Source organism: Anaerovibrio slackiae, from assembly GCF_009695585.1.
Classification (GTDB): domain Bacteria; phylum Bacillota; class Negativicutes; order Selenomonadales; family Selenomonadaceae; genus Anaerovibrio; species Anaerovibrio slackiae.
In genome coordinates this window covers 83,388-108,447 of the sequence record NZ_VUNR01000007.1, presented here as the reverse complement: position 1 = coordinate 108,447, position 25,060 = coordinate 83,388, and the positions used below count along the sequence as shown (strand labels likewise).

The 25,060-nt window shown below is 52.4% G+C and carries 21 protein-coding genes and 1 pseudogene; 3 read left to right on the top strand and 19 right to left on the bottom strand.

The window, feature by feature from the left end; genetic code table 11:
- Positions 1–137 precede the first annotated feature (137 nt).
- Positions 138–314 carry a YvrJ family protein gene (locus FYJ84_RS05530; protein ID WP_154406593.1) on the top strand — a complete coding sequence of 59 codons (177 nt, stop codon included), beginning with the start codon at positions 138–140 and terminating at the stop codon, positions 312–314.
- 103 nt (positions 315–417) lie between these two features.
- On the opposite strand, the gene FYJ84_RS05525 is transcribed toward FYJ84_RS05530, so the two are convergent.
- From FYJ84_RS05525 to FYJ84_RS05435, 19 genes and pseudogenes are all read right to left on the bottom strand, one after another.
- Entirely contained in the window at positions 418–1,968 is a 1,551-nt protein-coding gene (locus tag FYJ84_RS05525) for a phosphohexomutase domain-containing protein (RefSeq protein ID WP_407060740.1), read from the bottom strand.
- 15 nt (positions 1,969–1,983) lie between these two features.
- Positions 1,984–3,261, bottom strand: a pseudogene (locus tag FYJ84_RS05520) (sugar phosphate nucleotidyltransferase); the annotation flags it as partial.
- A 49-nt stretch (positions 3,262–3,310) separates the two neighbouring features.
- Positions 3,311–4,255: a GDP-L-fucose synthase family protein gene (locus FYJ84_RS05515; protein ID WP_328596340.1), complete on the bottom strand. Its 945-nt coding sequence runs from the start codon at positions 4,253–4,255 to the stop codon at positions 3,311–3,313.
- A 30-nt stretch (positions 4,256–4,285) separates the two neighbouring features.
- Entirely contained in the window at positions 4,286–5,368 is a 1,083-nt protein-coding gene (gene gmd, locus FYJ84_RS05510; RefSeq protein ID WP_154406592.1) for a GDP-mannose 4,6-dehydratase, read from the bottom strand.
- A gap of 363 nt (positions 5,369–5,731) precedes the next feature.
- Complete coding sequence (locus tag FYJ84_RS05505; RefSeq protein ID WP_154406591.1) at positions 5,732–6,064, bottom strand: small basic family protein; 333 nt, start codon at positions 6,062–6,064, stop codon at positions 5,732–5,734.
- Positions 6,061–6,765, bottom strand: a complete 705-nt coding sequence (locus FYJ84_RS05500; RefSeq protein WP_154406590.1) for a DUF881 domain-containing protein — start codon at positions 6,763–6,765, stop codon at positions 6,061–6,063. Before FYJ84_RS05500 ends, FYJ84_RS05505 begins: the two co-directional genes overlap by 4 nt.
- 16 nt (positions 6,766–6,781) lie before the next feature.
- On the bottom strand, positions 6,782–7,510 hold the full coding sequence (locus FYJ84_RS05495; RefSeq protein ID WP_154406589.1) for a cell division protein FtsQ/DivIB: 729 nt from the start codon (positions 7,508–7,510) through the stop codon (positions 6,782–6,784).
- A gap of 99 nt (positions 7,511–7,609) precedes the next feature.
- Positions 7,610–8,545: a D-alanine--D-alanine ligase family protein gene (locus FYJ84_RS05490; RefSeq protein WP_154406588.1), complete on the bottom strand. Its 936-nt coding sequence runs from the start codon at positions 8,543–8,545 to the stop codon at positions 7,610–7,612.
- A 17-nt stretch (positions 8,546–8,562) separates the two neighbouring features.
- Positions 8,563–9,954, bottom strand: coding sequence for a UDP-N-acetylmuramate--L-alanine ligase (murC, locus tag FYJ84_RS05485; protein ID WP_277008066.1), 1,392 nt, complete (start codon positions 9,952–9,954; stop codon positions 8,563–8,565).
- Positions 9,955–9,968: 14 nt separating this feature from the next.
- A complete protein-coding gene (murG, locus tag FYJ84_RS05480; RefSeq protein ID WP_154406587.1) occupies positions 9,969–11,084 on the bottom strand; it encodes an undecaprenyldiphospho-muramoylpentapeptide beta-N-acetylglucosaminyltransferase in 1,116 nt (371 codons plus the stop codon).
- A 70-nt stretch (positions 11,085–11,154) separates the two neighbouring features.
- Positions 11,155–12,528 (bottom strand): UDP-N-acetylmuramoyl-L-alanine--D-glutamate ligase, encoded by a 1,374-nt coding sequence (murD, locus tag FYJ84_RS05475; protein WP_154406600.1) that lies wholly within the window; start codon positions 12,526–12,528, stop codon positions 11,155–11,157.
- 104 nt (positions 12,529–12,632) lie between these two features.
- Complete coding sequence (gene mraY / locus FYJ84_RS05470) at positions 12,633–13,586, bottom strand: phospho-N-acetylmuramoyl-pentapeptide-transferase (RefSeq protein WP_154406586.1); 954 nt, start codon at positions 13,584–13,586, stop codon at positions 12,633–12,635.
- 21 nt (positions 13,587–13,607) lie between these two features.
- Positions 13,608–14,996 (bottom strand): UDP-N-acetylmuramoyl-tripeptide--D-alanyl-D-alanine ligase, encoded by a 1,389-nt coding sequence (locus FYJ84_RS05465; RefSeq protein ID WP_154406585.1) that lies wholly within the window; start codon positions 14,994–14,996, stop codon positions 13,608–13,610.
- Between the two features lie 8 nt (positions 14,997–15,004).
- The gene (locus FYJ84_RS05460) at positions 15,005–16,513 is read right to left on the bottom strand and encodes a UDP-N-acetylmuramoyl-L-alanyl-D-glutamate--2,6-diaminopimelate ligase (RefSeq protein WP_154406584.1); all 1,509 of its coding nucleotides are present in this window, start codon (positions 16,511–16,513) and stop codon (positions 15,005–15,007) included.
- Between the two features lie 237 nt (positions 16,514–16,750).
- Positions 16,751–17,140 carry a cell division protein FtsL gene (locus tag FYJ84_RS05455; RefSeq protein ID WP_154406583.1) on the bottom strand — a complete coding sequence of 130 codons (390 nt, stop codon included), beginning with the start codon at positions 17,138–17,140 and terminating at the stop codon, positions 16,751–16,753.
- A 123-nt stretch (positions 17,141–17,263) separates the two neighbouring features.
- Entirely contained in the window at positions 17,264–18,199 is a 936-nt protein-coding gene (rsmH, locus tag FYJ84_RS05450) for a 16S rRNA (cytosine(1402)-N(4))-methyltransferase RsmH (protein ID WP_154406582.1), read from the bottom strand.
- Positions 18,200–18,208: 9 nt separating this feature from the next.
- Entirely contained in the window at positions 18,209–18,640 is a 432-nt protein-coding gene (gene mraZ, locus FYJ84_RS05445) for a division/cell wall cluster transcriptional repressor MraZ (RefSeq protein ID WP_154406581.1), read from the bottom strand.
- 358 nt (positions 18,641–18,998) lie between these two features.
- Positions 18,999–20,237, bottom strand: a complete 1,239-nt coding sequence (locus FYJ84_RS05440; protein WP_154406580.1) for an oligosaccharide MFS transporter — start codon at positions 20,235–20,237, stop codon at positions 18,999–19,001.
- A 92-nt stretch (positions 20,238–20,329) separates the two neighbouring features.
- Complete coding sequence (locus FYJ84_RS05435) at positions 20,330–21,805, bottom strand: glycoside hydrolase family 32 protein (RefSeq protein WP_154406579.1); 1,476 nt, start codon at positions 21,803–21,805, stop codon at positions 20,330–20,332.
- 431 nt (positions 21,806–22,236) lie between these two features.
- Between FYJ84_RS05435 and FYJ84_RS05430 the strand changes: the two genes are divergently transcribed.
- Both FYJ84_RS05430 and FYJ84_RS05425 read left to right on the top strand, forming a co-directional pair.
- On the top strand, positions 22,237–23,211 hold the full coding sequence (locus tag FYJ84_RS05430) for a LacI family DNA-binding transcriptional regulator (RefSeq protein WP_154406578.1): 975 nt from the start codon (positions 22,237–22,239) through the stop codon (positions 23,209–23,211).
- Between the two features lie 327 nt (positions 23,212–23,538).
- Entirely contained in the window at positions 23,539–24,381 is an 843-nt protein-coding gene (locus FYJ84_RS05425; protein WP_154406577.1) for a histidinol-phosphatase HisJ family protein, read from the top strand.
- Positions 24,382–25,060: the final 679 nt, after the last annotated feature.

The following is a 25,060-nucleotide window of genomic DNA, read 5'->3' as shown; positions in this document are numbered from 1 at the left end:
GGAGCTGCCGGAGGCATAAGGCCAGCTTGAACGCCTGAAGGTTCAAGGCATGAACTTTGTTTACCACCTATTATTTCCCTACGTTGCCCCGCTTCCCCGGCGGGGCAATTTTAATATCGAAAGGAGCAAGCACATTCATGGAAGAAAAGCTTTTATCCGCCATTTCTACAGTGGGCTTCCCCATCGTTGTCTCCTGCTACCTGCTGGTAAAATTCCAAGCCACGCTGGACAGGTTTTCCAACAAAGTGGATGAGCTGATACTGGAACTGCGCAACGGCTATTATTATTTCAATCGCCCTAACACTGCTGCATAAACAGCAAAAAATTTAAAGCATGAAAAAAACTGGTATTTTCATTAACATATGAAAGTACCAGTTTTTTATTTTCTAGGGCTCAATTACAATTTTTTTAATCTTTTTAATCAGCAGACCTGATCAGCTTCAAAAGCTCCTCCGTCTTTTCCTGCAGCATCATCCTATCCCCCCGTGTCTCCACATTCAGCCTGATGACCGGCTCCGTGTTGGATTTCCTGATGTTGAATCGCCAGTCAGGATACGCTACAGACAATCCATCCGTATAATCCGCCTGCCCGTCAGCATATTTGGCCTGCACAGCACCTATGATTTCCTCAGCCGCCTGAACGCTGTCCACCTTGCTGTTAATCTCACCGCTGCATGGATACATCGCCATGCGCTCTGCCAAAAACGCGGAAAATTTCCGGCTCCCCTGCTGCAAAAGCTCCAGTACCAGCAGCCACGGAATCATGCCGCTGTCACAGTAGGCAAAATCCCTGAAATAATGATGGGCACTCATCTCGCCGCCATATACGGCATCAATCTCCCTCATCTTTGCCTTGATAAAGGAATGTCCGCTGCGGCAGAGCACCGCCTCACCGCCAAGGCTCCGGCAAATATCCCGGGTATTCCAGTACACCCTCGGGTCATGGATAATCCTCGCCTGTGGGAATTTTTTCAAAAATGCCTCTGCCAGAAGCCCCACCATGTAGTAGCCCTCAATCATGCTGCCATTTTCGTCAAACATAAAGCAGCGGTCAAAATCACCATCCCAGGCAATTCCCGCATCTGCCTTGTATGCCACTACCGCATCTGCCGTAGCGGCACGATTTTCCATCAGCAGGGGATTTGGCACCCCATTAGGAAAATTGCCGTCAGGAGTGTTATTTAGCTTGATAAATTCAAAAGGCAGCCTGCCTGCCAGGGCATCAATTACCGGCCCCGCCGCACCGTTGCCAGCATTGACCACGATGCGCAGCCGCCTGCCGCCTTCCTCTGCCCTGCGGCACATACCATCCATATCCACATAACTCAGCAGATGTTCAATATAATCCTGCAAAATATCAGCTTGCTCTACCATGCCTGCCTTCTCAGCAGGAGATTCTTCCTTCTGGTTCTGCTCCGGCTCCGCCCGGCAAAAACGCTCCAGCTCTTTCAGTCCGCTGTCCTTGGAAATAGGCCGTGCCCCGCCGCCTACCAGCTTAAAGCCATTGTAGGATTTGGGATTGTGGCTGGCCGTCACCATGATGCCGCCATCCAGCTTCCCATGGGCGGTGGCAAAATAAATCATCTCCGTGCCGCACTGACCGATATCCACCACATCACAGCCTGCTTCCGTCAGCCCCCTGACCAGTGCTTTCTTCAGTGACGGCCCTGACAGGCGTATATCATGCCCCACGGCAATCCTGAGCTGCCGCTTCTTTTCCCCATCACAGCCATCATTGCCATCTGCACCGCTGTTTATGCCACTGCTTTCGCTGCCATTTACAGCACTATATACATCATGTGCATTGCTATTTGCAGCACCGGCATCACCCTCCCCGGGCAGGGAGAGGATTTTTCTGAAATACCTGCCTATCCTATATGCCAGTTCCTCATTTACCTGAGTTGGGTAGATGCCGCGGATATCGCCACTGCCAAAGCAGCTTGTATCAGGCTCAAAATCATGCTTTATCTTGTCCCCAACGCTGATATCCTGTCCCAGCTGCACCTCCAGAAGCTTCAAGTCCGTGTCGGCAAATACCGTATGCTTGCAGCCGGACGGCAGCTTCACCACATCCCCGGGCTTGATATTCTGCATTTCCCCATCAATCACGGTGCGCCCGTAGCCTGACAGCGCAGTCCAGACCTCATCGCGGCACTGGTGGCTGTGGTAATTCATGCTGTGCCCCTGCTTCAGCATAACCAGCACAGTGAGGCTGCCAGCTTCCACGTGCATTACCCGGTAGCTTCCCCAGCTTTTTTCTGCAAACATCACCTGCTGGCTGATGCCATCCACATACGGCTTGATATAGGCACTCTGCTCCTTGTCGCTGACCAGTATCCCCTCCGGGGAGGCGGACACAACCACATTTTTCAGCCCCATGGCCAGCACCGGCACATCCAGGGCATTGATAACATGCACATTTTCGCAGGTATCATTGGTGATAACCTCGCCGATGGACTGCTCGTCCATAGCTTCCGTCAGTGTATTCCAGGTACCCAAATCCTTCCAGGTGCCTTGAAAGCGCATGACCTGAATCCGGGTCTCCTGCTCCACCACTGCATAGTCAAAGCTGATTTTCCTGAGGCCAGCGTACCTGTCCAGCAAATCACGATAATCCGCAAACTCAATCAGCTCATGAGCCTTGTCCATCAGATACCCCAGCCGGAAGGCAAAGACGCCCCCATTCCACAGCGCCCCCTGGCTGATGTACTCACCGGCAGTTTCCTTATCCGGCTTTTCCTTGAAGGTGCGCACCCTGCTGACCGCCTTGCCGTCCTCCGGGATGATATAGCCATACTTCTCGCTAGGATAGGCAGGCTCAATGCCCATCAGCACCAGATTGGCTTCTCCTGCCAGCACCTGCTCACAAAGCCCTGCAAAAGCGGCAAAATACTCATCCTCCACCAAAGGGTCCACCGGGCAGACCACCACCGGCTCATCCAGAGGCACCTGCCTGACATCTGCCAGATAGGCAGCAGACAAGGCAATAGCCGGAAAGGTATCCCTGCGGCATGGCTCCACGGAAATCCCCACCTTCTCCCCCAGCTGATTCAGTATAGAAGAAACCTGGGATTTCGAGGTAGCAATAGTCACATCCGCCTCAGGCAGAACACGCTTAATCTGTCCATACACCCGCTGCACCATGGATTCATACTGACCGGATTCATTTTTAAAGATTTTTATAAACTGCTTGGAACGGATGTCGTTTGACAAAGGCCACAGCCTCTTGCCCGAACCGCCAGATAATAAAACTATATGCATGCCACAAGCCTCTCATTAAATTAAACTATACTTTCACTATTCCCCTGTCTCATCGCTCCGCCCGGACAGGATTGTGCAAAAAATCCTCATATGCCAACCTGATGCCATCTTCCAGCTCCGTCCGATAAGTCCATCCCAGCTGTGCCGCCTTGGATACATCCAGCAGCTTGCGCGGCGTTCCGTTAGGCCTGGAGGTATCCCACAGGATTTCCCCCTCATAGCCCACTACCTTTGCCACCAGCTCCGTCAGCTCCCTGATGCTGAGTTCCTTGCCGGTACCTGCATTGACGGTCTCGTTGCCGCTGTAATTGTTCATCAGGAACACACAGAGATTGGCCAAATCGTCCACATACAAAAACTCACGCAGGGGGCTGCCGTCACCCCAGCAGGTAACGCTGGCCGCCCGGCTTTCCTTGGCCTCATGGAACCTGCGAATCAGCGCAGGCAGCACATGGCTGTGGGTAGGATGATAATTGTCATTTGGCCCGTAGAGATTGGTGGGCATTACCGAGATATAGTCCGTGCCGTACTGCTTATTCAAGAACTCGCAATATTTCAGGCCGCTGATTTTGGCCAGTGCGTATGCTTCATTGGTCTTTTCCAGCTCACTGGTCAAAAGGCAGCTTTCCTTCATAGGCTGGGGTGCCAGGCGTGGATAGATGCAGGATGAGCCCAGAAATTCCAGTTTCTTGCAGCCATGCTGCCAGGCGGCGTGGATAACGTTCATCTCCAGCATCATATTTTCATACATAAAATCAGCCAGAGCCTCGCTGTTGGCTACAATGCCCCCCACCTTGGCAGCCGCCAGGAAAACATATTCCGGCTTCTCCTCAGCGAAAAACGCCTCCACCTCTGCCTGGCGGCACAAATCCAGCTCCCTGTGGGTGCGGGTAATAATATCCGCATATCCCTGCCGCTTCAGCTCCCTGACAATGGCAGAGCCCACCATGCCCCTGTGACCGGCCACATAAATTTTTGCATTCTTTTCCATCACAAACTGCATCCCCCAATTACCAACACACCATCATTTAATAATGCCTTTTTCCAAAAACTCAGCCAGATTGGCATGCTCCCTGATTCGCTCATCCGCCACCTTTTCCATATCGTGCCTTACCATGATGGCCACAAGCTCCTCAAAAGTGGTCTTCTGGGGATTCCAGCCCAGCACAGTTCTTGCCTTGGTCGGGTCCCCCCAGAGGTTTACCACATCGGTAGGACGATAAAAATCAGGTGACACCTCAATCACCACCCTGCCGGTGGCCTTGTCGATGCCTTTTTCCTCCATGCCGCTGCCGGAAAATTCCAGCTCAATGCCGGCATGATGGAAGGCCAGCTGGCAAAATTCCCTGACGCTGTGCTGCACGCCGGTAGCTATCACAAAATCCTCCGGCTTTTCCTGCTGCAAGATCAGCCACATGCACTCCACATAATCCTTGGCATAGCCCCAGTCACGCAGGCTGTCCAGATTGCCAAGATACAGCTTGTCCTGCTTGCCCTGGGCAATGCGGGCAGCAGCCAGGGTAATCTTTCTGGTAACAAAGGTCTCACCCCTGCGCTCCGATTCATGGTTGAACAAAATGCCGGAGCAGGCATACATGTTATAAGCCTCACGATACTCCTTGGTAATCCAGAAGCCGTACTGCTTGGCAACAGCATAAGGACTGTATGGGTGAAATGGCGTATTTTCATTCTGGGGCACTTCCTCCACCTTGCCATAAAGCTCTGAGGTGGATGCCTGATAAATCCGGCAGGTAGCAGCCAGGCCGCATAGCCTTACTGCCTCCAAAATGCGCAGTACCCCGGTGGCATCCACATCTGCCGTAAACTCAGGCGCATCAAAGCTGACCTGCACATGGCTCTGTGCCGCCAGGTTGTAAATCTCATCAGGGCGCACACTGCTGATCACAGCCATCAGCCCCATGGAATCCCCCATATCCCCATAGTGAAGGTGGAATTTCTCTTTTCCCTCCAAATGAGCAATCCTCTCCCGATAATCCACCGAAGAACGGCGGATTATGCCATGCACATCATATCCCTTCTCCAGCAAAAACTCTGCCAGATAAGAGCCATCCTGGCCGGTAACGCCTGTAATCAACGCTTTCTTCATCCCAATACCTCTTTTCCAATTTTTCCCAAAATCCCGCTGTCCTGGCACTAATAGCACTAATATGGCACTCACATGACACTCACATGACGCTCATAGCAGAAACTCCACCACTAGCCAAAACAGCCGCAACATCATCACAAATTCTTATGAAAATCATTGTAAAAAAATAAATGCCCCGGCAGAAGGGCATTTTTCGATAAGAATTAGCACAATATTGACTTTATGCAGATATAGAAATATTATTTTAGCAAACTCAACACAAACTCATATTTCTGCCAAAGCAAAAAAAGTGCAACCTGTAGTACATCCAGATTACACTTCATGCTTGCATACTATAATATTACCTAGCAATGTTTCTATACATCAATGCTTTTTCAAAAGGTACTGGCGGATTCGGCCCAGATTGTTGAAGATGCGCAGTCCCAGTGCCAGAAGGGCCACATAATAAAGATCAATGCCCAGGTGGTCGCCTACATAGACCAAAAATGCTGCCAGCAAAGCGTTGGAAAAGAAGCCGGAGATAAAAATCCTGTCATCAAAGGTGCCCTCGCTGGCTGCCCTGATACCGCCAAATACCGAGTCAAGGGAGGCCAGCAGGGCAATGGAAAACAGCTTGGAGTACGCCACAGGAATACTCCAAGGGAAAAGAAAGCCCAGCACGATACCCAGGCACAGGCCCACAATTGCTAAAATCATTTTTCTTCCTCCTGCTCTGCTGCTGCCGTGGCATACTTGTAGCGCATGACATTCTTGTATGCCGGTATCCACACCTTGCCGGAGCTGGCCAGCTCCATGTGGATACCCCACACCTTCAGGGTATCAGCCACGCCTCCCCGCATGTTGACGGCATTTTCCAAATCCTTGATGTTGCCGATGGCACGGATCTCAAAAGGCGGTGCCGAGCGCACATTGTTCACCGATACCGTAGGCCCGGCACAGCGTATTTCCGAATTTGCCGTCAATCTCTGGCCATTGAGGGAGATGGCTTCCGCCCCTGCTGCCCGCAGCTCATTGACCACCTTCAGCAAATCCTCATCGTGTACCAGATAGAGATTGGGATCATCTGCCTTTTTCAGCTCCTGGGCGCCCTTGCTGCTGTCATCAATGGTGATAATCACCCCCGGGCCTTCCAGTGCCATGCTGCCGGACATCATCAGCATGTCCTCGCTGAGCTTGCAATCCTTGCCTGCTGCAGTGCTGCCTTTCAGCTCCTGCAGCTCGCTGCGCAAATCCTCGTTTTCACTCTCCAGTGCTTGGAGCCTCTCCGTCAGCACCTCTACGCGCTGCAGGGGTGCGGCAGATTTTATGTCCTGGGTTGTCCGGAACTGAACAGCCAGCATGAAGCCAAGTACCATACATACGCAGGCTATGGAAAGCCGCCCTCTTTCTATATGCATCCCCATCGTCTCCTTCTTACTGACGCAGCCGCACAGAATACACATCAAACCTGGCATCCACATAAGCAATAGGATGCTTCGTCTGCTGCAGCTCGCTAATCACACTCTTGGTAACCTCAATCTTGCTGTCCAGCCTGTCCAGCGCCCCCAGGCGTATCTGCACGGAACCGGCATAGAGCATTACATCCTCCGGGTTGGTGATGTTAATCTCTGACAGGCTCTTGACTGTATTTTCTCCCACGGCATCCAGGAAGGACAGCACCTTGCCTACCTGCTCATCGGCCACCACATCGCCCACGAACAAATCCGCCACCCCGGCGCCGCTGATCATAGGCACCGGCATGTCCCGCAGGGTGCGGTGGGCATCCAGCACGATACCGCCCTTGCCCAGCTCCAGATAACCATAGTCACATTTTATCATAGCAAGCGGGATTCTTTCTGAAATGCTGATATCCAGCTGGCTGGGAAAAGAACGCTGCACTACCGCCTGCTCAATGCGCAAATCCTTGGTCAGGCTGCGCTTGATTTCATCAGTCTGCAGCTGAAAAAGGTTTTCCCCCAGCCTGATGCCTGCAATGCGGATAATATCCTCATCCTGCACGAAGCGGTTGCCCTGAATATTCACGGTCTTCAACACAAATATGGGTGAAAGAGCGCACGCCAATATGCCAAGCACCACGATCAATCCCACCAAAAGGGTTGCCACGGAGCCCTGGGAAATCATTTTATGCTTTTTTCCGTCCACTGCTCATCCATCCTTTTCTGCTATTCTTCTCTGCTCCCCATTTCTGGGAACCTTTCCCGATATCCATCTGCTGGAATCAAGGCTCACAGCCTGCCGTCATCAAGGCTCGTAGCCTGCCATGGCCAAAATCCTGGCACACAGCTCAGGGAACTCAATGCCTGCCGCCCGGCCTGCATCCGGCACCAGGGAAGTCTCTGTCATGCCCGGGATGGTATTCACCTCGATGACATACGGCTGATTGTCCTCCCCCAGCATGAAATCCACTCTTGCCATGCCGCTGCAGCCGCAGACAGCAAAGGCGCGGATGGCAATCTCCTTGACCTTTTTGGTCACTTCCTCCGGCAGCGGTGCCGGGATGATGTGGGTTGAAGCCCCCACCTTGTACTTGGTCACATAGTCATACCTGCCGGTTACAGTAGTAATCTCGATAATCGGCAAAGCCTCCTGCTTTTCCTCGTTGCCCCAGACGGCAACGGTCAACTCCCTGCCCTTGATGAATTCCTCTACCAGCACTTCCCTGTCATACTTGAATGCCTCAGAAAGAGCTGCTTCCAGCTCCTCCGCCTTTTCCACAATGACTACGCCGATGCTGGAGCCCTGGGAAGAAGCCTTGACTACTACAGGCACGCTGAATTCCTGCAAAATCTCGCCTGTCAGGTCGCGCTTTTTAAACTCATATCTGAAATATGTATGTGCTTTCGGGGTAGGAATCCCCTCTGCCATAAAGAACCGCTTGGTTGCCACCTTGTCCATGGTAACGGCTGCTGCCATGACGCCGGAGCCGGTATATGGAATACCCATCATCTCAAGGGTGCCCTGAATGATGCCGTCCTCGCCGAACTTGCCATGGAGGGCGTTAAACACGAACTCCGCGCCGCTGGCCTTTATGTCATTGGCAAAGGTGGCAGGGTTCAGCTCCAATCCCTCTGCATTGTATCCTTTTGCTTTCAGGGCTTCGAGGATTGCGGTGCCGCTGCGGCGTGATACCTCCGCCTCCGTTGATGGGCCGCCCATGACTACTACGATTTTTTTCATAAATATTCTCCTATGCTTTATTTCTGCAATAAATCTACGAGGGTTTCGCCGCACTTGACAATATCACCGGCACCCATGGTCATAATCAAATCTCCCGGCTGGGCGATGGATTTCAGATACCCGGCAATCTCCTTCTTGTCCTGGATATACACCGCCTGCTGGCCGGTCTGCTCCCTGACTTCCTTCACCAGAAGCTCTCCGTCAATGCCCGGAATCGGGTCCTCACCCGCAGAATACACATCTGTCAGCACCAGCACATCACAGCCCTGGAAGCAGCTGCCGTACTCCTTCTGCAAAAGCTGGGTGCGGCTGTAGCGATGAGGCTGGAAAGCACAAATCAGCCGCTTGGGCTGAGTCTGGCGGGCTGCCTTCAATGTAGTGGCAATCTCCGTCGGATGATGGGCATAATCATCCACCACCCAGATGCCGTCAACCTTGCCCTTGGTCTGGAAGCGGCGCTTGGCTCCGTTGAACATAGTCAGGCCTTCCGCCATCTGCGCTACGGTCAGCCCCAGCTGCAAGCCCGTCACCACGGCAGCCATGGCATTGAGTACATTGTGGCGTCCCGGCACATGTAGCTTCACCTTGCCAAGATTTTCTCCCTTGTGGATAACATCAAAGGAAGTCCCCTCCACGGAGCTCTCAATATTTGCAGCCTGATAATCAGCCTCGCCGCACTCAATTGCATAGGAGATAATCCGCGCCCTGAACTTATTGTTATCCTTATTTTCTTTTACAATATTGCGAATATTTTCATTGTCAAAGCACACAACCCCGAAGCCCTCAGGGCGAATCTGGCCGAGGAACTGGGTAAATGCCTTGATGATATTCTCCATGGTGCCATAATGGTCCATGTGGTCATTCTCCACATTGGTCACAATGCCCACATAAGGATAATACTTCAGGAAAGTGCCATCGCTTTCATCTGCCTCGGACACCAGGTAATCGCTCTTGCCCAGCTTGGCGTTGCTGCCCAGGTAATCCACCTCGCCGCCGATGATGATGCTTGGTGATACTCCCTCATAATCAAGGGCCACCCCCAGCATGGAGGTAGTGGTAGTCTTGCCGTGGGCACCTGCTACGGCAATGCCTTTGCAGTTATTGATGAGGTAGGCATTCACATCGGAGCGGTGCAGCCGCCTGAGTCCCAGCTTCTTGGCCTCCACCACCTCGGGATTTTCCTCCCTGATGGCGGTGGAAACCACGATGGCCTCCGCCCCATGCACGTTCTCAGCCTTCTGCCCGATAAATATCCGTGCGCCTAAATCCCGCAGCACACCTGTCATAACAGACTCCTTTACATCGGAGCCGGACACCTGGTAGCCCTTCTCCACCAGGATTTTGGCCAGTGCGCTCATGCCTGCGCCGCCAATGCCTACAAAATGCACTTTATTTATACCATCTAACACGAAAACTCTCTCCTTTACTGCCTGTTTCTCGCCAGTTCCAAAATCATCTCGGCTATGGTATCCGCCGCCTGCGGCCTGCCCAGGGACCTGCTGGCTGCCGCCATTTTGCGCAGGGTGCCCTGGTCTTCCAGCAGGTCATCAATAGTCTCAATCAAAAGCTCCGGGCTGATATCCTTGTTCAGGATAACCCTTGCCGCCCCGGCCTTTTCCACCGCCCGGGCATTGTGCTCCTGATGATTTTCCGCCGCATAAGGATAAGGAATCAAAATCGCCGGAATCCCCTTGGCCGTCAGCTCCGCCAGCCCCGTAGCACCTGCACGGAACACTGCCAGGTCAGCAATGGACATGGCCTGGGGCATGTTGTACAGGTATGGCACCACCTGCAAGTTGCAGGCTTTCTCCAAATCCACCCCGGCTGCCCGGAGGCGGCTCATGATATCCTCGTACTCTCCCTTGCCGGTAGCATGGAGGATCTGCACATCACGACGTCCGGCATAATGCTTCAGCACATCCACCATGGCACGGTTGATGCTCCTGGCACCCCGGCTGCCTCCTGACACCAGGATGGTCTTCCTGCCCGGCAGCAAATCAAATGCCTCATAGTCCCCCTCCTGCCGCGGGGCCATTACCTCTGCGCGGATAGGGTTGCCGGTAAATTCCACCTTGCCAGCCGGAAAATGCTTGCTTGCCTCCTGATAGCCGGTGGCAATCCTATCCACAAATTTGGCCAAGATTTTGTTGGTAATCCCCGGAATGACATTCTGCTCCTGAATCAGGGACGGAATCCCCAAAAGGCCTGCCGCCATCAGCACAGGGCCGCATACATAGCCGCCGGTGCCGATGACCACATCCGGCTGAAATTTTTTCACAATGCCCATGGCCTTGCCTACGCCCTTTATCGCCCTGGCAGCCCTCAGGATATTCTCCGGGCTGAGGCTCCTCTTGAAGCCCTGCAAATCCACCGTTGCAAAGGGTATCCCCTCTTTAGGTATAATATCAGCCTCCAGCCCTGCATGAGTGCCCACATACAGCACTTCCAGCCTGTCAACCTTCTTTTCCAATGTCCGAATCAGTGTCAGGGCCGGATAAATATGACCGCCCGTGCCGCCACCCGAAACAATAATCTTCATCTTCATATACTCCATACAGCAAATAATTAATCACTACTCAAAAAGCTGCCAATGCTTCAATCTATGGCAATCAATTATCTGCCAATGCCTTGACCAGCCGCTTGAAGTCCCTGCCCCTGGCCTCGAAGCCCTCATACATGTCAAAGCTTGCACAGGCAGGAGACAGCAGCACGGTCTGAGGCGGCCCGGCAATGGCATGAGCCGTCTTCACAGCCTCCTCCATGGAGTAGCCGGCCTCATGAATATGCTCTGCCGGATACCCCAGCTTCAGGGCATTCTCCTTGAAGCGTGCCGCAGCATCTCCCACCAGAATCAGCTCATCCACACGCTCCTTCACCAAGGTCATAAAATCCGTCAAGTCAGTCATCTTGTCATCGCCACCGGCAATCAGCACGATGTGTCCGTCAAAGCTTTCCAGTGCCTTGATGGAGGAATCAGTATTGGTAGCCTTGGAATCGTTGTAGTAGGAAACACCGGCAATAGTTGCCACCGGCTCAATACGGTGCTCTACCCCGGCAAATTCCTTCAACACATCAATAATCTTCGGGATCCTGGCCCCTGCCAAAAAGGCGGCAGCAGCCGCAGCCAAAGCGTTTTCCACATTGTGGCCGCCCTTGATTTTCAGCTCATCGGTACGGCAGAGGCGGCAGGTCTGTCCCTTCCAGACGATGGTCAGCCAGCCATCCTGCACAAAAGCACCTTCCTCCAGCTTTTTCAGGCGGCTGAAGAAAAATACCTGTCCCTTGGCACGGTTTGCCATATCACGTGTTTTGTCGTTATCATAATTCAGCACCAGGTAGTCCTCCGGCGTCTGCTGGGAGAACATCTTCTCCTTCATCTGCTGATAAACCTCAAGGCTGCCGTGGCGCACCACATGGTCAGGGGTAACGTTCAGCACCACTGCCACATGAGGCCGGAAATTGGTAGTGGCCTCCATCTGGTAGCTGGAAATCTCCGCCACTACGCAGCTGCCCTCACCGGCCTGTACCGCCTGCTCGCAGAGAGGGATGCCGATATTGCCGCCTACACCGGCATTTTCATACCTGGTCTTCATGAGCTCCCCCAGCAGGGTAACGGTAGTGGTTTTGCCGTTGGTGCCGGTTACTGCCAAAATAGGGGATTTTGCCAGCTCGTATGCTACCTGCACCTCGGTTACAACGCTGATGCTGCGCTTGTACGCCTCCTGCACCAGAGGCACCTTCACAGGTACCGCAGGGGAAAGGATTACCATGTCCACCCCATCCAAGAGGCTCGCAGCCTGAGGGCCAAATACCAGCTCCACACCGGCAGCCCGCACGTCAGACAGGTCATATTTCAAGTCCTTCTCAGCCTTGGCATCGCTCAGGACGACCTTTGCCGCCCCCAGCTTCTTGGCAAGCTTGGCTGCCGCATTGCCGCTGATGCCTACGCCTACCACCAGTACATTCTTATTTGCAAAATCCATCATTTTTGCCAGATCCTTCCTAATAATATCAACTTATAACTTATAAATTTATAAGTTATAAGTTATAAATCATAAATAGTTAATCATTAATGTTCAGCTTCTAATTATCCTATCTGGAAAAGCAGCAGGCCGCAAAGTCCGCCAATCAGCCCTCCCAGCCAGAAACGCCACACAACCTTCTTCTCCGACCAGCCCTTCAGCTCAAAGTGATGGTGAATCGGGCTCATCAAAAATACCCGCTTGCCCCTGGTCTTGAAGGAAGTCACCTGAATAATAACGGACATGGCCTCGCAGACAAAGATAATGCCGATTACCGCCAGCAGCACCTCCGTATGAGTGAGGATGCCCACTGCCGCAATGGCACCGCCCAGGGCCAGGGAGCCGGTATCACCCATAAAAATCTTTGCCGGGTGGTAGTTGTACTTCAAAAAGCCCAGGCAGGCACCTGCCATAGCCCCGCAGAAAACTGCCAGCTCCAGCTTGTCCAGCCACAGGCAGATGAGCATGTAGGAAAGAGCCGCCACAATCACCGTGCCGGAGGCAAGGCCGTCCAAGCCGTCCGTAAGGTTCACTGCGTTGCTGGTTCCCACCAGCACGAACAGCAGCAGGGCATAAAAGCCAATGCCCAGGTCAATATTGCCGGCAAAAGGCACCCACAAATCCGTAGGCAGCCCTGCATAGTACGCCACCAGCACCGCGATGATAATCTGCCCCAAAAGCTTCTGCTTCGCCTTCAGGCCCAGGTTCTGCTTCTTCACCACCTTGATGTAATCATCCAGGAAGCCCAGCAGAAAATGCCCCAGCATAATCCCCAGTGCCAGCGTCAGCTCCAGGGTAAAGGGACAGATGACCAATGAAGCAACCGCAATGGACAGGATAATCATGATGCCCCCCATGGTAGGGGTGCCGCTCTTGGCCTGATGGCTCTTGGGACCCTCCTCCCGGATGCTCTGACCGAATTTCAGCTTGTGGAGCTCAGGGATAAGCCGCGGCGCCATTGCCGTCACCAGCCCTGCCGCCAGGATAACGGCTGCCAGGGGATACGTTATATATTCCATGAAAAAATAATACCTCCAATATTACAGCAAATCTATTATTGTTTCCATCTTCATGCCGCGGGAGCCTTTAAAGAGTATGGTGTCCTCCGGCTGCAAAAGCTCACGGAGCTTTGCTGCGGCTTCCTCATGGGTATCAAAGGAATAGACTGCCTCAAGCCCGGCTTCCCGTGCCCCCCTGGCAATCTCCCTGCCCATTTCCCCCAAGGTAATCAGGCCGCATACACCGGCTGCCGCCGCCTGCTGCCCCACCTTCTGATGGGCAGCCACAGCCACATGCCCCAGCTCCAGCATATCGCCCAGCACAGCGATGGAACGCTTTCCCTTGTCAGCGGCAATCTCCTTCAGGGTAGTGAGGGATGCCTCCATGGACATAGGGCTGGCATTGTAGGCATCATTGATGATGTTATACGCCCCTATGCGCTTGCATTCAAAGCGCATGCCCGTCATCTCAAGGCTCTCCAGCCCCTCGGCAATCTGCTCTGCCGTCAGCCCCAGCACATGGCCTGCTGCCACAGCCGCCAGGGCATTGGATACATTGTGCCTGCCCAGCATCGGGATGGAAAGCTGCTTCTGCTCCCCCTCCCTGCCGATGCGGCACTGGAAAAAGGTCTTGCCTGCATGGCTTATCAGGGCTGCCGCCTTGATGTCCGCATCATTGTCAATGCCAAAGGTCACGATTCTCACGCCAGCCTTTGCCTTGTCCTTCATGGCAGCGGTATAAGGATTGTCGTTGTTCAAAATCACCGTGCCACCGGCAGGAACAGCCTCTACCAGCTCTGCCTTGGCCTTGGCAATATTTTCAATGGAGCCCAGAAGCTCAATATGGGTTTCCCCCACGTTGGTCACAATGCCGATCTCCGGGGCCGCAAAAGGTGCCAGGGCTGCAATCTGCCCCAGGCCCCGCATGCCGATTTCCACCACAGCCGCCCTGTGCATATCGTTCAGCTGCAGCAGGGTATAAGGCATGCCGATTTCGTTGTTGAAATTGCCCTGGGTTTTCAGCACCGGGAACCGGGCTGACAGCACCGCCGCCGTCATGTCCTTGGTAGTGGTCTTGCCGTTGGAGCCGGTAATGGCAATCACAGGAATGTCAAACTTCCTGCGCCAGAAAGCCGCCAGCTGCTGATAGGCCAGCTGGGTATCGGCCACAGCCTTGATAAGGGTTGCCCCGAACTCTCCCGGCTGCTGCTTGTACTCACTGCCCACCAGCACACCGGCTGCCCCCTGCTCTACCGCCTGGGCAGCAAAATCCTCGCCGTTGAACCGCTCCCCCTTCAGTGCCACGAACAGCGCCCCCGGCACAATCTTCCTGGTATCCGTCACAATATCGGTAAACTGCGTCTTTACCTGCTCAAGGACTGCACACCTTTGCAGGGCATGTATCACATCATCCAAAGAAAATGCTGGCATAAAATATCTTACTCCCCTTTGCTCCCGTTTTTCTCCTGCGCCGCCCGGATAGCCTCCAGAGCAACCTCTTTATCGTCAAAATGAATTGTCTTATCCGCCAAAATCTGATAATTCTCATGGCCCTTGCCGGCAATGATGACAATATCATCCTTCTCCGCCAGCTCAACAGCCCGGAAGATTGCCTCCCTGCGGTCAATAATCGCCTCATGAGGCTTGGTGCCGATTTTTTCCTCCACACCGGCCTCCACCATGCCGAGAATCCGCTGTGGATCCTCGCTGCGTGGATTGTCCGAGGTTGCCACCACATAGTCAGACAGCTCTGCCGCAATCCTGCCCATGATAGGCCGCTTGGTGTTGTCCCTGTCACCGCCGCAGCCAAAGACCGTAATAATCCGCTTTTTGGCAATCTGCCGTGCCGTGTGCAGGATATTTTCCAGGCCGTCAGGGGTATGGGCATAATCAACTATCACGGCAAAGTCCTGACCGCCCCGCACCAGCTCAAAGCGTCCCGGCACCGAGGTAAATTCCTCCATGCATGCCTTGATAATAGGGGCAGGCACTCCCTCTGCCATGGCAGCTCCCACAGCCGCCATTACATTGTACACGTTGAAGATGCCGGTAATCTGCAATTTCAGCGGCAGACGGGACTCGCCCACCCTGATGTCAAACTCCGCGCCCCCTGCCAGCACCTGAATATTCTCCGCCTTCAGCACCGCATCCTGATGGATGGCGTAGGTAATATGGCGGCAGTCAGCAGCTGCCAGCATGTCCTGCCCGGCGGCATCATCAACATTCACCACCGCAGTCTTGCCGTTCTTTACCCCCGGCCTGGCTACCAGGTCAAAGAGGATGGTCTTGGCCTTCTTGTAGTTCTCCAAGGTCTTGTGGTAATCCAGATGGTCCTGGGTAAGATTGGTGAACACGGCTGTATCAAACTCGATGCCTGCCACCCGGTTCTGATCCAGGGCGTGGCTGGAAACCTCCATCACCACATAATCCATGTTGGCATCACGCATCATGGCAAGGGTACGCTGCAAATCCACCACATCCGGCGTAGTATTGTGAATAGGCAGCACCTCATCCTCAATCATAATCTGAATGGTGCCGATAAGCCCCACACGACAGCCCATGCGCCGCAGCATGGCCCGGAGCATATAGCTGATGGAGGTCTTGCCATTGGTGCCGGTAATGCCTATCACCCGCATGCTGCGAGCCGGATAATCGTGAAAATACGGCACAATGGCATGCAGTGCCTGCTTCAGATCCGGCACCCGGAGCACCGCCATTCCCTCCGGGGCTTCCATCTCACGCTCCGTAATAATCGCCACAGCACCCTTTTCCCGTGCCTGGGGGATAAATTTGTGCCCATCCACATGAACGCCCTCCATGCAGACAAACAACGCCCCCTCACTAATCTTGCGGGAATCATGCTCTATATCCTTGATTTCCAAATCCTGATTGCCAATAATCTCAGCCCCGGCTGCCAGGGCAGCCAGCTGGCCCAATGTCTTTGCCATAAAAGCTTTACCTCCATATAACATTTCAGATAGCATTTCAGCATACGAGTTAGATTTTAACTTATATATTATATAACCATTTCCCGTTGCTGTGAAGCTTTATTTGCCACAAAAAAGCTGGATACTGCACATCAGCCCTTACTGACGTACAACATCCAGCTTTTCATAAGCCAAAAAACAAATCATTTTACCCTCTGCCCGGCAGCATCCTGCCACCAGCACGATAACCTGCCGCCATCACTTGCCCTCGGCAAAATAAACCTGCTCGGACACGCCCATGCCCAGCTTCTGCTCCGCAATCTCCTTGACACGGGTGGGATTCTTCAGCTGCGCATTGGCAATCCTCAGCCTGGCATTCTCCGCCTCCAGCTTCGCCGCCTCGGTACGCATCTGGACAATCTCAAAGCCCCTGCCTGCAATCACGCTGCTGCGTGCCGTAATAAACACCGCCAGCACCGATACCACTATCAGCAGGATAGCCATCCTGCTGCGGAGGTTATTACGCTTTACAATCCTCCGCCTGATAAGCCGATTCTGCTCATACTGCCGATGCTGCCGATGAGCAGTCACCTGCTGCCGGGGAAGCTCCTCGTAATATTCTTCCTCCTCAAGCTGTCTTGCCAGCATAAGACAACCTCCTTCCCTAAAACTTCCTTGCAATAATCCCTAAAAAACTAACACCAAAACATCAAACCTAAACTATTCTTAGAAGCACTGCCCCTAAAACACCGCTTCCCAAAAATATCCTCATCAGAGCTTTTCCGCAATTCTCAGCTTGGCACTCTTGGAGCGGGAATTACGCTCCAGCTCATCCCTTGAGGCTGCCGTGCCCTTCACCAGAAGCTTTACCTCCGGCTTGTGACCGCAGGTGCACACTGGCAGCCGGGGCGGACAGATACATCCCCTGGCCATTTCCTTCAGCACATTCTTGGCAATCCTGTCTTCCAAAGAATGAAAGGTGATAATGGCAATCCTGCCCCCGGGCTTCAGATGGGAAACCGCAGCGCGGAAGGAATTTTCCAGAATCCCCAGCTCATCATTCACCTCGATGCGCACTGCCTGAAAAATCCTTTTGGCCGGGTGCCCTCCCTTGGCATTCCTCACTGCCGCCGGAACAGCCCTCTTGATGATATCCACCAGCTCACCGGTAGTCTCCACCGGCTTTTCCCTGCGGGCTGCTACAATAAACTCAGCAATCCGCTTTGACCAGCGTTCCTCGCCGTACTCCCTAAATATACGGTTCAGCTCATCTGCATCGTAGCCGTTCACCACATCATAGGCACTAAACTCTGCCTGCTGGTTCATGCGCATATCCAGCGGGGCATCCTGCATATAGGAAAATCCCCTGTCAGCCGTATCCAGCTGATGGGAGGAAACCCCCAGATCAAACAGCACACCATCCACCTTGTCAATGCCCAGCTCCGCCAGCACATTCTCCAGCCTGCTAAAATTGCTTTTAACAATATCCACGCGGCACCTGCAATCAGCCAGCCTTTCCCTGGCTGTCTCAATGGCGGCCGTGTCCTGGTCTATGCCCACCAGCCTTCCCTCTGCCATGAGCATATCCGCTATCAGCCGGGAATGACCGGCACCGCCCAGCGTACAGTCCACATAGATGCCTTCCCTGCTGGTCACCAGCCCGGAGACGGTCTCCTCCGGCATTACGCTAATATGATGAAACTCCATGCGAACTCCTTATATTCCCAAATCCGCCAATGTTTCCGCAATGCTGGAAACGGACGGCGTGATTTCCTCGTTGTACTTGAGCCATTCTTCCTTGCCCCACAGCTCTATGCGGCTGGAGACGCCAATCAGCACAACTTCCTTCTGCAAGCCGGCATAGGCGCGCAAAGTGGCAGGAACCAGAAAACGCCCCTGCTTGTCACATTCCAGCTGCCGTGCCCCGGAAAAAAAGAAGCGGACAAAAGCCCGCGCCTCCGCCTTGGCAAGAGGAAGCTGCTTCAGCTTGTTGGACAGGTTCTCCCATTCCGAGGTGGTGTAGAGGAACAGGCAGTTGTCCAACCCTTTGGTGATAATGAAGCTCTCGCCTAATTCCGAGCGAAAATCAGCAGGCAGTATAACCCTGCCCTTGGCATCAATAGAATGCATATACTCGCCCATAAGCATACTTCCTCACCACCTTCATGGATATGTTACCACATTCCACCACTTTTTGCCACTTTTTTGGTAGTTCATGCAGCAATTATTCATTTTTTACTGCAAAATGAGTACAATCTCCTAGAAAAATACATCTTTTTCTCTATGAAAGCATCAATAAATATACAGTGCTGCCTGATGAAAAGAATCCCATAGCATAGCATGGGATAGCACAGAATAGCATGAGATGAGATGAGATAACATAGCACAGCATGGGATAGCAGCCCATCATCCAGCAAAATAACCATAATCAAAAGAGGCTGCCTGACGGTCAGCCTCCAAAAGAAACAAGCAGATATGAAATTGCATTGCTAGCTATGAAACTTCGTTATGCTGCCTCAGGGGCAGACTCTGCCTCCTCCCTCTGCTGATAAGGAGCCTTGCTGTCAGATACCAGCACAAAGGCACCAAACAGGGTAAAGGAGCCCACCACTGCTCCCAGGAACAGATAGGTGCTAGGGAAGCCGATGCTGTCATAGAAGGAGCCTACAACCGGCGAAAGGATAGCAGCCCCCAGCTGATTGGACAGCTGATAGCCTACCAGATACATTACAGAAGCCAGGCGGTTGTCAAAGTTTTTGGCAATGTACTTGAACACAGCTACCAGCAGCAAAGACAGCTCTACGGCATGCAAAAGCTTGATAGCAGAAATGCCGATGGTATTTACCACCACGCCGGAGCCTACCATACGGCAGGTCATAATGGTACCGGCAAGAATCAGGCTGCGCTTTGCTCCCAGCTTGTTGACAAAATACGGTGCCGCAAACATGGCAGCAGCCTCCAAAAATACCTGGAAGGAATTCAGGTAGCCAAAAGCCTCGTTGCCCTCTGCCTCAGTAGGAAACAGGGAAGCATAATAGATGGCAAACTGCTGGTCAAACACGCTGTACACGCAGGCAGAGCCCAGAATGAAAATCATGAACAGCCACACATTCTTAATCTTGAACAGTGCCTTGACATCTGCCAGAGAAATATTGTTCTTCTGTGCAATCTCCAAATCAGCTGCCTTCAGCCGGGTGGTATAGAGAATAGCTGCCAGCGGCAGGGACATGATGGATGCCAGGATAAAGATATAGCTAGGATTGAGATTGAACACCAGCCCGGCAGCAAAAATACCTACCGCTGCACCTAGGGAGCCCCAGCAGCGGGCGCGGCCAAACTCAAAATCATTGCTGCGTCCTGCCTTCTCCACAAAGGACTCAATAGCTGCCACGCCTGCATTGTAGGCAATAGCCATGAACAGGGCGCCAGCCACTACGCCGGCAAAGAAGAAGCTTTCCAAAAGGGGCTGATAAACCAGCAGGAAAAAGGGTGCTGTCATAGCCACGCAGAAGTTAATAAAGCCCAAAAGATGCTTCCTAAGGCCGATGCGGTCAGAAATATAGCCGTATATAGGCTGGAATGTCATAGCAGCAATGGCGTTGGCAGCATAAATCGTGCCAATCTGGGCACCGCTCAGATGCAGCACCTGCTTGAACCAAATAGGCATAAAGGCAAGAAAGACCAGCCAGCAGAAGAAAAAGGTAAACAAAAAGCTGCTCAGGCGCAGGTATACAGAATTTTTCATTTTTATAACCCCTCTATTACATTATATACATATTATATGCAAAACTTGTGCCAAACTTAAATGATTTTCCATCAAAACCCCACAAAGAAAAATCACATGTCAGCCAGCTGATAGAAAGTACCCCGCTCCATCAGCACAGAGCCCCCCTGAGGCTCAAAAATCACTGCCCTGTCCTCCATCTGCGGATAATACCTGGTGCTGAACACCAAATCACCATCATTGATGAAGAACTCAAGGGAAGAATTATCCTTGAACACCCGCAGGGAAATATGCTTCGTGCCGTCTGCCAGCTGCCCCCTGCGCTCCTCGCTTCTGCCGCTCATAGGAGACTTTCTGGTAAGGCGGACGCTGCCGCTTGCCTTCTCAATCAACAGGCTCACAGCGATGGACGCGCCATCACAAAAATGCACAGCCAGCCCCTCTGCGGAGGTCAAATCGAAATCCGCGCACAGCTCCCCTGCCGGCAGATTCCAGCGTTCAAAGGAACATTCCTCACTAAAGGCGCAGGCATTCTCCACATAAGCCTCCTGCCGCAAGGACTCCAGCTCCGCTGCCGGCGTGGATACAACCCTGCCCTCCCGGTAGTGCAGCTCCCTCGGCACGGTCATCTGACATGCCCAGTTATCCGCCTGCTCCGGCATGGCGCTTTCCCACATTGCCAGCCAGCCAAACATCAGGCAGCGTCCATCAGGTGCCTGTGCCACCTGAGGTGCATAAAAATCAAAGCCGTGATCCAAAAGCTGGAACTCATCCCGATAGAACCTGCCGGACTCATAATCCATTGCCCCCAGCATGGCTACAGACTGATGAAGATTCATAAAGCGATAGCCCTCAGGCTTTACCCCCTGAGGTGACATAATCAGTGCCTCATGCCCGTCAAACTCCGCAAAATTCGGGCATTCCCACATGAAGCCCTCATTGCCCCTGGCTCTTGACATCACGTTGACAAAATCCCACTGTACCAGATCCCGGGACTTGAACAGCAGCACCTGCCCTGTCTCCTCCTCAGTCTGGGCCCCCACCACCGTGTAATAAGTGCCCTCATGCTCCCACACCTTCGGGTCACGGAAATGATGATCCTCTGCCTTGGAGACATTTTCCGGCAAGGCGATGACAGGATTCTGTTCCAGCTTGGCAAAATTGATGCCATCTTCACTGACAGCCAGGCACTGGCTCTCAATCCTGTCCGGCTGTCCCGGCTTCTTCAGCAAATCCACATGACCGGTATACAGGAGATACAGCCTGCCGTCCTTCTCGATGCCGCTGCCCGTAAAGCAGCCGTCCACATCGTATGGCTTGTCAGGGCAGAGGGCAGTCTTCTCATGCTGCCAATGAACCAAATCCTTGCTGGTGACATGTCCCCAGTGCATAGGCCCCCACTTTGGCTCATAAGGATAAAACTGATAGAAAAAGTGCCAGGTACCCTGATAATAGCAAAAGCCGTTCGGGTCGTTGCACCAGCCCACAGGCGGTGCGATGTGGAACCTCGGATACCAGCGCTTGCTTACCTTGCCAGCGTTGGCAGCAATAAACTCATCAGCTTTTACAAGACCATTTTCAGTTGTCATTTGCATACCCCTCCATGCAATAATGCTTATAAATACATCCTTAAAATAAATAGAATTAAACCTTTTTCCTGCAACCGCTTTCTCGAACCGGTTTGATGGACGAGTAAAAAAAATGGAAGAACTGAGGGAACCAATAGCAGCTAACAAGGGAATGGAAGACTGTACCCAATAGCTATTGGCGCGATTACTCATCCATCAAATCGGTTCGAGACGTATTTCCAAGAAAGCGAAATGGCAACCCCTGACACATCCGGCAGCTGGTTAAATCACCCTTTTCTATTCCAGCCGCTTGTATCGAACCGTTTCGATAGTTAGAGTATATAGCAAATCAGCCCTGCTGTCAATCAATTTTTTCAGCACACAAAACTATTTTTTATGCTAAAATAACCACATAAGCATTTCAAAAAATCCCTGAAAGGAAACCGACTTCTATGGCAAAAATCAAAGATGTGGCAAAGCTGGCAAACGTAAGCCCCAGCACAGTGTCCCTGGTTCTCAACAATAAAGGCTATGTATCAGAGGCCACCCGGGCCAAGGTCCAGGCTGCCGTGAAGGAGCTGAATTATGTGCCCAGCGAGGTGGCACGGAACCTGTCCCTGAACCGCACCAATATCATCGGTGTCATCATCCCTGACATAGCCCACCCTTTCTTTGCAGCCCTGCTGCACGAAATCGAAATCGCCCTGTACCGCTACGGCTACAAGACCATGATTTGCTCCACCGGCGAAAAGGAAAACTCCGAGCTGGTCTTTCTGGATATGCTGCGCCGCCACACCATGGACGGGCTGATTGTAGGAGCCCATGCCCTGCATCTGGAAAGCTACAGGGATATTGACCTGCCCATTGTGGCATTTGACAGATTCATCAACGACAGTATTCCCATCGTCAGGGCAGACCACAATCAGGGAGGCACCATGGCAGCCAAGGCACTGCTGGCGAGAAAACCAAAGCATGTGGTGCAAATCACCGGCCATCCCAGCGTCCACACCCCGGCACATGAGCATGAGGATGTGTTTAGCCGCTGCATCCAGGAGGCAGGCATACAGCTGGACAGCGTAGTAATGTCTGCCAATGCCCTGCGGCCGGAGGACTTTGCCCGTGCCGCCAAAAAAGTATTTGACCGTTACCCTGATGTGGATGCCATTTCCAGCACCGACCTGGGTGCCATCGCCGCCCTCCGGGAAGCATCCCTGCGCAGGCGCCGGGTGCCGGAGGAGCTGTCCATCGTCGCCTATGACGGCACATATATCTCCCGCCTGCCTTCCCTGATGCTGACAGCTATCCTCCAGCCCATCTCAGAGCTGGGCAAAAAAGCGGCTGACACCATCATAGCCATGATCCGCCACGAGCCTTTGCCTGATCTGACTCCCCTGCCTATGAAATTCCAGCAGGGTGAAACCTGCTAAGGCGAGGGCAATTGCCATTGTGGCACAAAAAAACGTACAGAAGCGGTCCATCGCACCACCGCCCATGTACGTTTTTTTTTAGCGATTTAATTATAATGTTTTCGTGAATTTTTGACAAGCCAGACCAAACTACCATAAAGCTATTAATCATATCTGCCAGCATAGCAATTAGCTCATCACAATAATCTATATATTTGGACTGACACATTGTTGTCCCAAAAACCACTTATCTCTGACACATTGTACATGCATCATTCCCTGCCCTATACCCCTGCTGCCTGTTATGATAAAATAACATTGAAGAAGTATAGAAAGGGGTTATGCAATATGTATACTGATTATCACATTCACACGGAGTTCAGCGATGACAGCCTGGAGAGAATGGAAACCCATATTGAGCGTGCCATGGAGCTGGGCATGGACGAACTCTGCTTTACTGACCATGTTGACTACGGCATCAAGCCGGACTGGGATGAATGGGACAAGCCCTTTGAAATTCATGAAGGCAAGTATCATATCCTGAATGTCAACTATCCGGAGTATTTTGCCAAGCTGCTCCGCATGCGCCGCATTTATCAGGGCAAGATGGTTATCAAGGCTGGCCTGGAATTTGGGGTGCAGAGCCACACTATCCCTCAGTACAAAAAGCTGATTAAGCAGTACGGCAGCCAGCTGGATTTTGTCCTGCTGTCCATTCATGAGGTGGATGACACGGAATTCTGGACGGGGGATTTTCAGAAGGGGCGCACCCAGGAGGAATACAACATGCGCTACTATGAGGAAATGCTGGCGGTGGTGGAAAAGTTCCACGACTACAGCGTGCTGGCCCATGTGGATTTGATTTCCCGCTATGATAAAGCCGGATTATATCCGTTTGAGAAAATCAAGCCGATTCTCACCAAGATTTTCCAGACTGCCATTGCTGACGGCAAGGGCATCGAGCTGAATACCTCCAGCACCCACTACAAGCTGAAGGACACTACCCCATCCCGCGATATTTTGCGGCTCTACCATGACCTGGGAGGACGCATCATCACCATCGGCAGCGATGCCCACAACGTCAAGCGGCTGGCAGAATACGTGCCTGAGTCCATGCAGGTTCTCAGGGAATTGGGATTTACCGAATTCTGCACCTTTGAAAAAATGGAGCCAATCTTCCACAAATTATGAAATTTCAGTTTATCGTCGTGAAGGTACGAGACTTTTAGAACATTAACGGATGAGTTTTGTTAGTTTGTGGATTCTGTTCAGATTAAAAATGGGCTGAGCGGGACAGCTACCCATAGAAAACACGCTCGCGCTCCTAGTTGTGCCTCGTTACTAACATTCATCTATCGCCTGCGGCTCTGATGAATGAAGTAACGAGGCACAACAAAGGTTTTCTATGGGTACTGTCCTCACTCATCCCTTTCTTTGTCTGAACAGATATAAACAAAATGACAGAACCACATACATTATTTGTTACCATAGTGCCCCATACAGCTTTACGAATAAGCCTGAAATAGGGGGGCTAGGAGCTGACGAAGCCTGATACTGCCAACAACTATGCAAGGCAACCTGCTCTTATAAACAGGTTTGTTGACATGTCACTATATTCTTATGCCAAGGTTAGCAGTCTATCCTATGCAACTTATGTAGCTGGACTAAAGAATTGTTTGATTGCACTATACGTTATACAACGGTTGACAGTTGCAGGCTTCGTCAGCTTCCCGGCTCCCCTTTTCAGCTTTTTCGTGAAGTTAGATTAATTGCTACAATATCATACTGATTGAATGTAATTGGATTATTTTGTTGTATCTGTTCAGACAAAAAGAGGGACAGGTGCGGCATGTACCCAAAGAAAACCTTG

Excerpts from the sequence above, each read along its gene's own strand:
- FYJ84_RS05530 (WP_154406593.1), top strand. The coding sequence starts at position 138 with ATGGAAGAAAAGCTTTTATCCGCCATTTCTACAGTGGGCTTCCCCATC.
- gmd (WP_154406592.1), bottom strand. The coding sequence starts at position 5,368 with ATGAAGAAAGCGTTGATTACAGGCGTTACCGGCCAGGATGGCTCTTAT.
- FYJ84_RS05505 (WP_154406591.1), bottom strand. The coding sequence starts at position 6,064 with ATGATTTTAGCAATTGTGGGCCTGTGCCTGGGTATCGTGCTGGGCTTT.
- FYJ84_RS05500 (WP_154406590.1), bottom strand. The coding sequence starts at position 6,765 with ATGCATATAGAAAGAGGGCGGCTTTCCATAGCCTGCGTATGTATGGTA.
- FYJ84_RS05490 (WP_154406588.1), bottom strand. The coding sequence starts at position 8,545 with ATGAAAAAAATCGTAGTAGTCATGGGCGGCCCATCAACGGAGGCGGAG.
- murG (WP_154406587.1), bottom strand. The coding sequence starts at position 11,084 with ATGAAGATTATTGTTTCGGGTGGCGGCACGGGCGGTCATATTTATCCG.
- murD (WP_154406600.1), bottom strand. The coding sequence starts at position 12,528 with ATGGATTTTGCAAATAAGAATGTACTGGTGGTAGGCGTAGGCATCAGC.
- mraY (WP_154406586.1), bottom strand. The coding sequence starts at position 13,586 with ATGGAATATATAACGTATCCCCTGGCAGCCGTTATCCTGGCGGCAGGG.
- FYJ84_RS05465 (WP_154406585.1), bottom strand. The coding sequence starts at position 14,996 with ATGCCAGCATTTTCTTTGGATGATGTGATACATGCCCTGCAAAGGTGT.
- FYJ84_RS05460 (WP_154406584.1), bottom strand. The coding sequence starts at position 16,513 with ATGGCAAAGACATTGGGCCAGCTGGCTGCCCTGGCAGCCGGGGCTGAG.
- FYJ84_RS05455 (WP_154406583.1), bottom strand. The coding sequence starts at position 17,140 with ATGCTGGCAAGACAGCTTGAGGAGGAAGAATATTACGAGGAGCTTCCC.
- rsmH (WP_154406582.1), bottom strand. The coding sequence starts at position 18,199 with ATGGAGTTTCATCATATTAGCGTAATGCCGGAGGAGACCGTCTCCGGG.
- mraZ (WP_154406581.1), bottom strand. The coding sequence starts at position 18,640 with ATGCTTATGGGCGAGTATATGCATTCTATTGATGCCAAGGGCAGGGTT.
- FYJ84_RS05440 (WP_154406580.1), bottom strand. The coding sequence starts at position 20,237 with ATGAAAAATTCTGTATACCTGCGCCTGAGCAGCTTTTTGTTTACCTTT.
- FYJ84_RS05435 (WP_154406579.1), bottom strand. The coding sequence starts at position 21,805 with ATGACAACTGAAAATGGTCTTGTAAAAGCTGATGAGTTTATTGCTGCC.
- FYJ84_RS05430 (WP_154406578.1), top strand. The coding sequence starts at position 22,237 with ATGGCAAAAATCAAAGATGTGGCAAAGCTGGCAAACGTAAGCCCCAGC.
- FYJ84_RS05425 (WP_154406577.1), top strand. The coding sequence starts at position 23,539 with ATGTATACTGATTATCACATTCACACGGAGTTCAGCGATGACAGCCTG.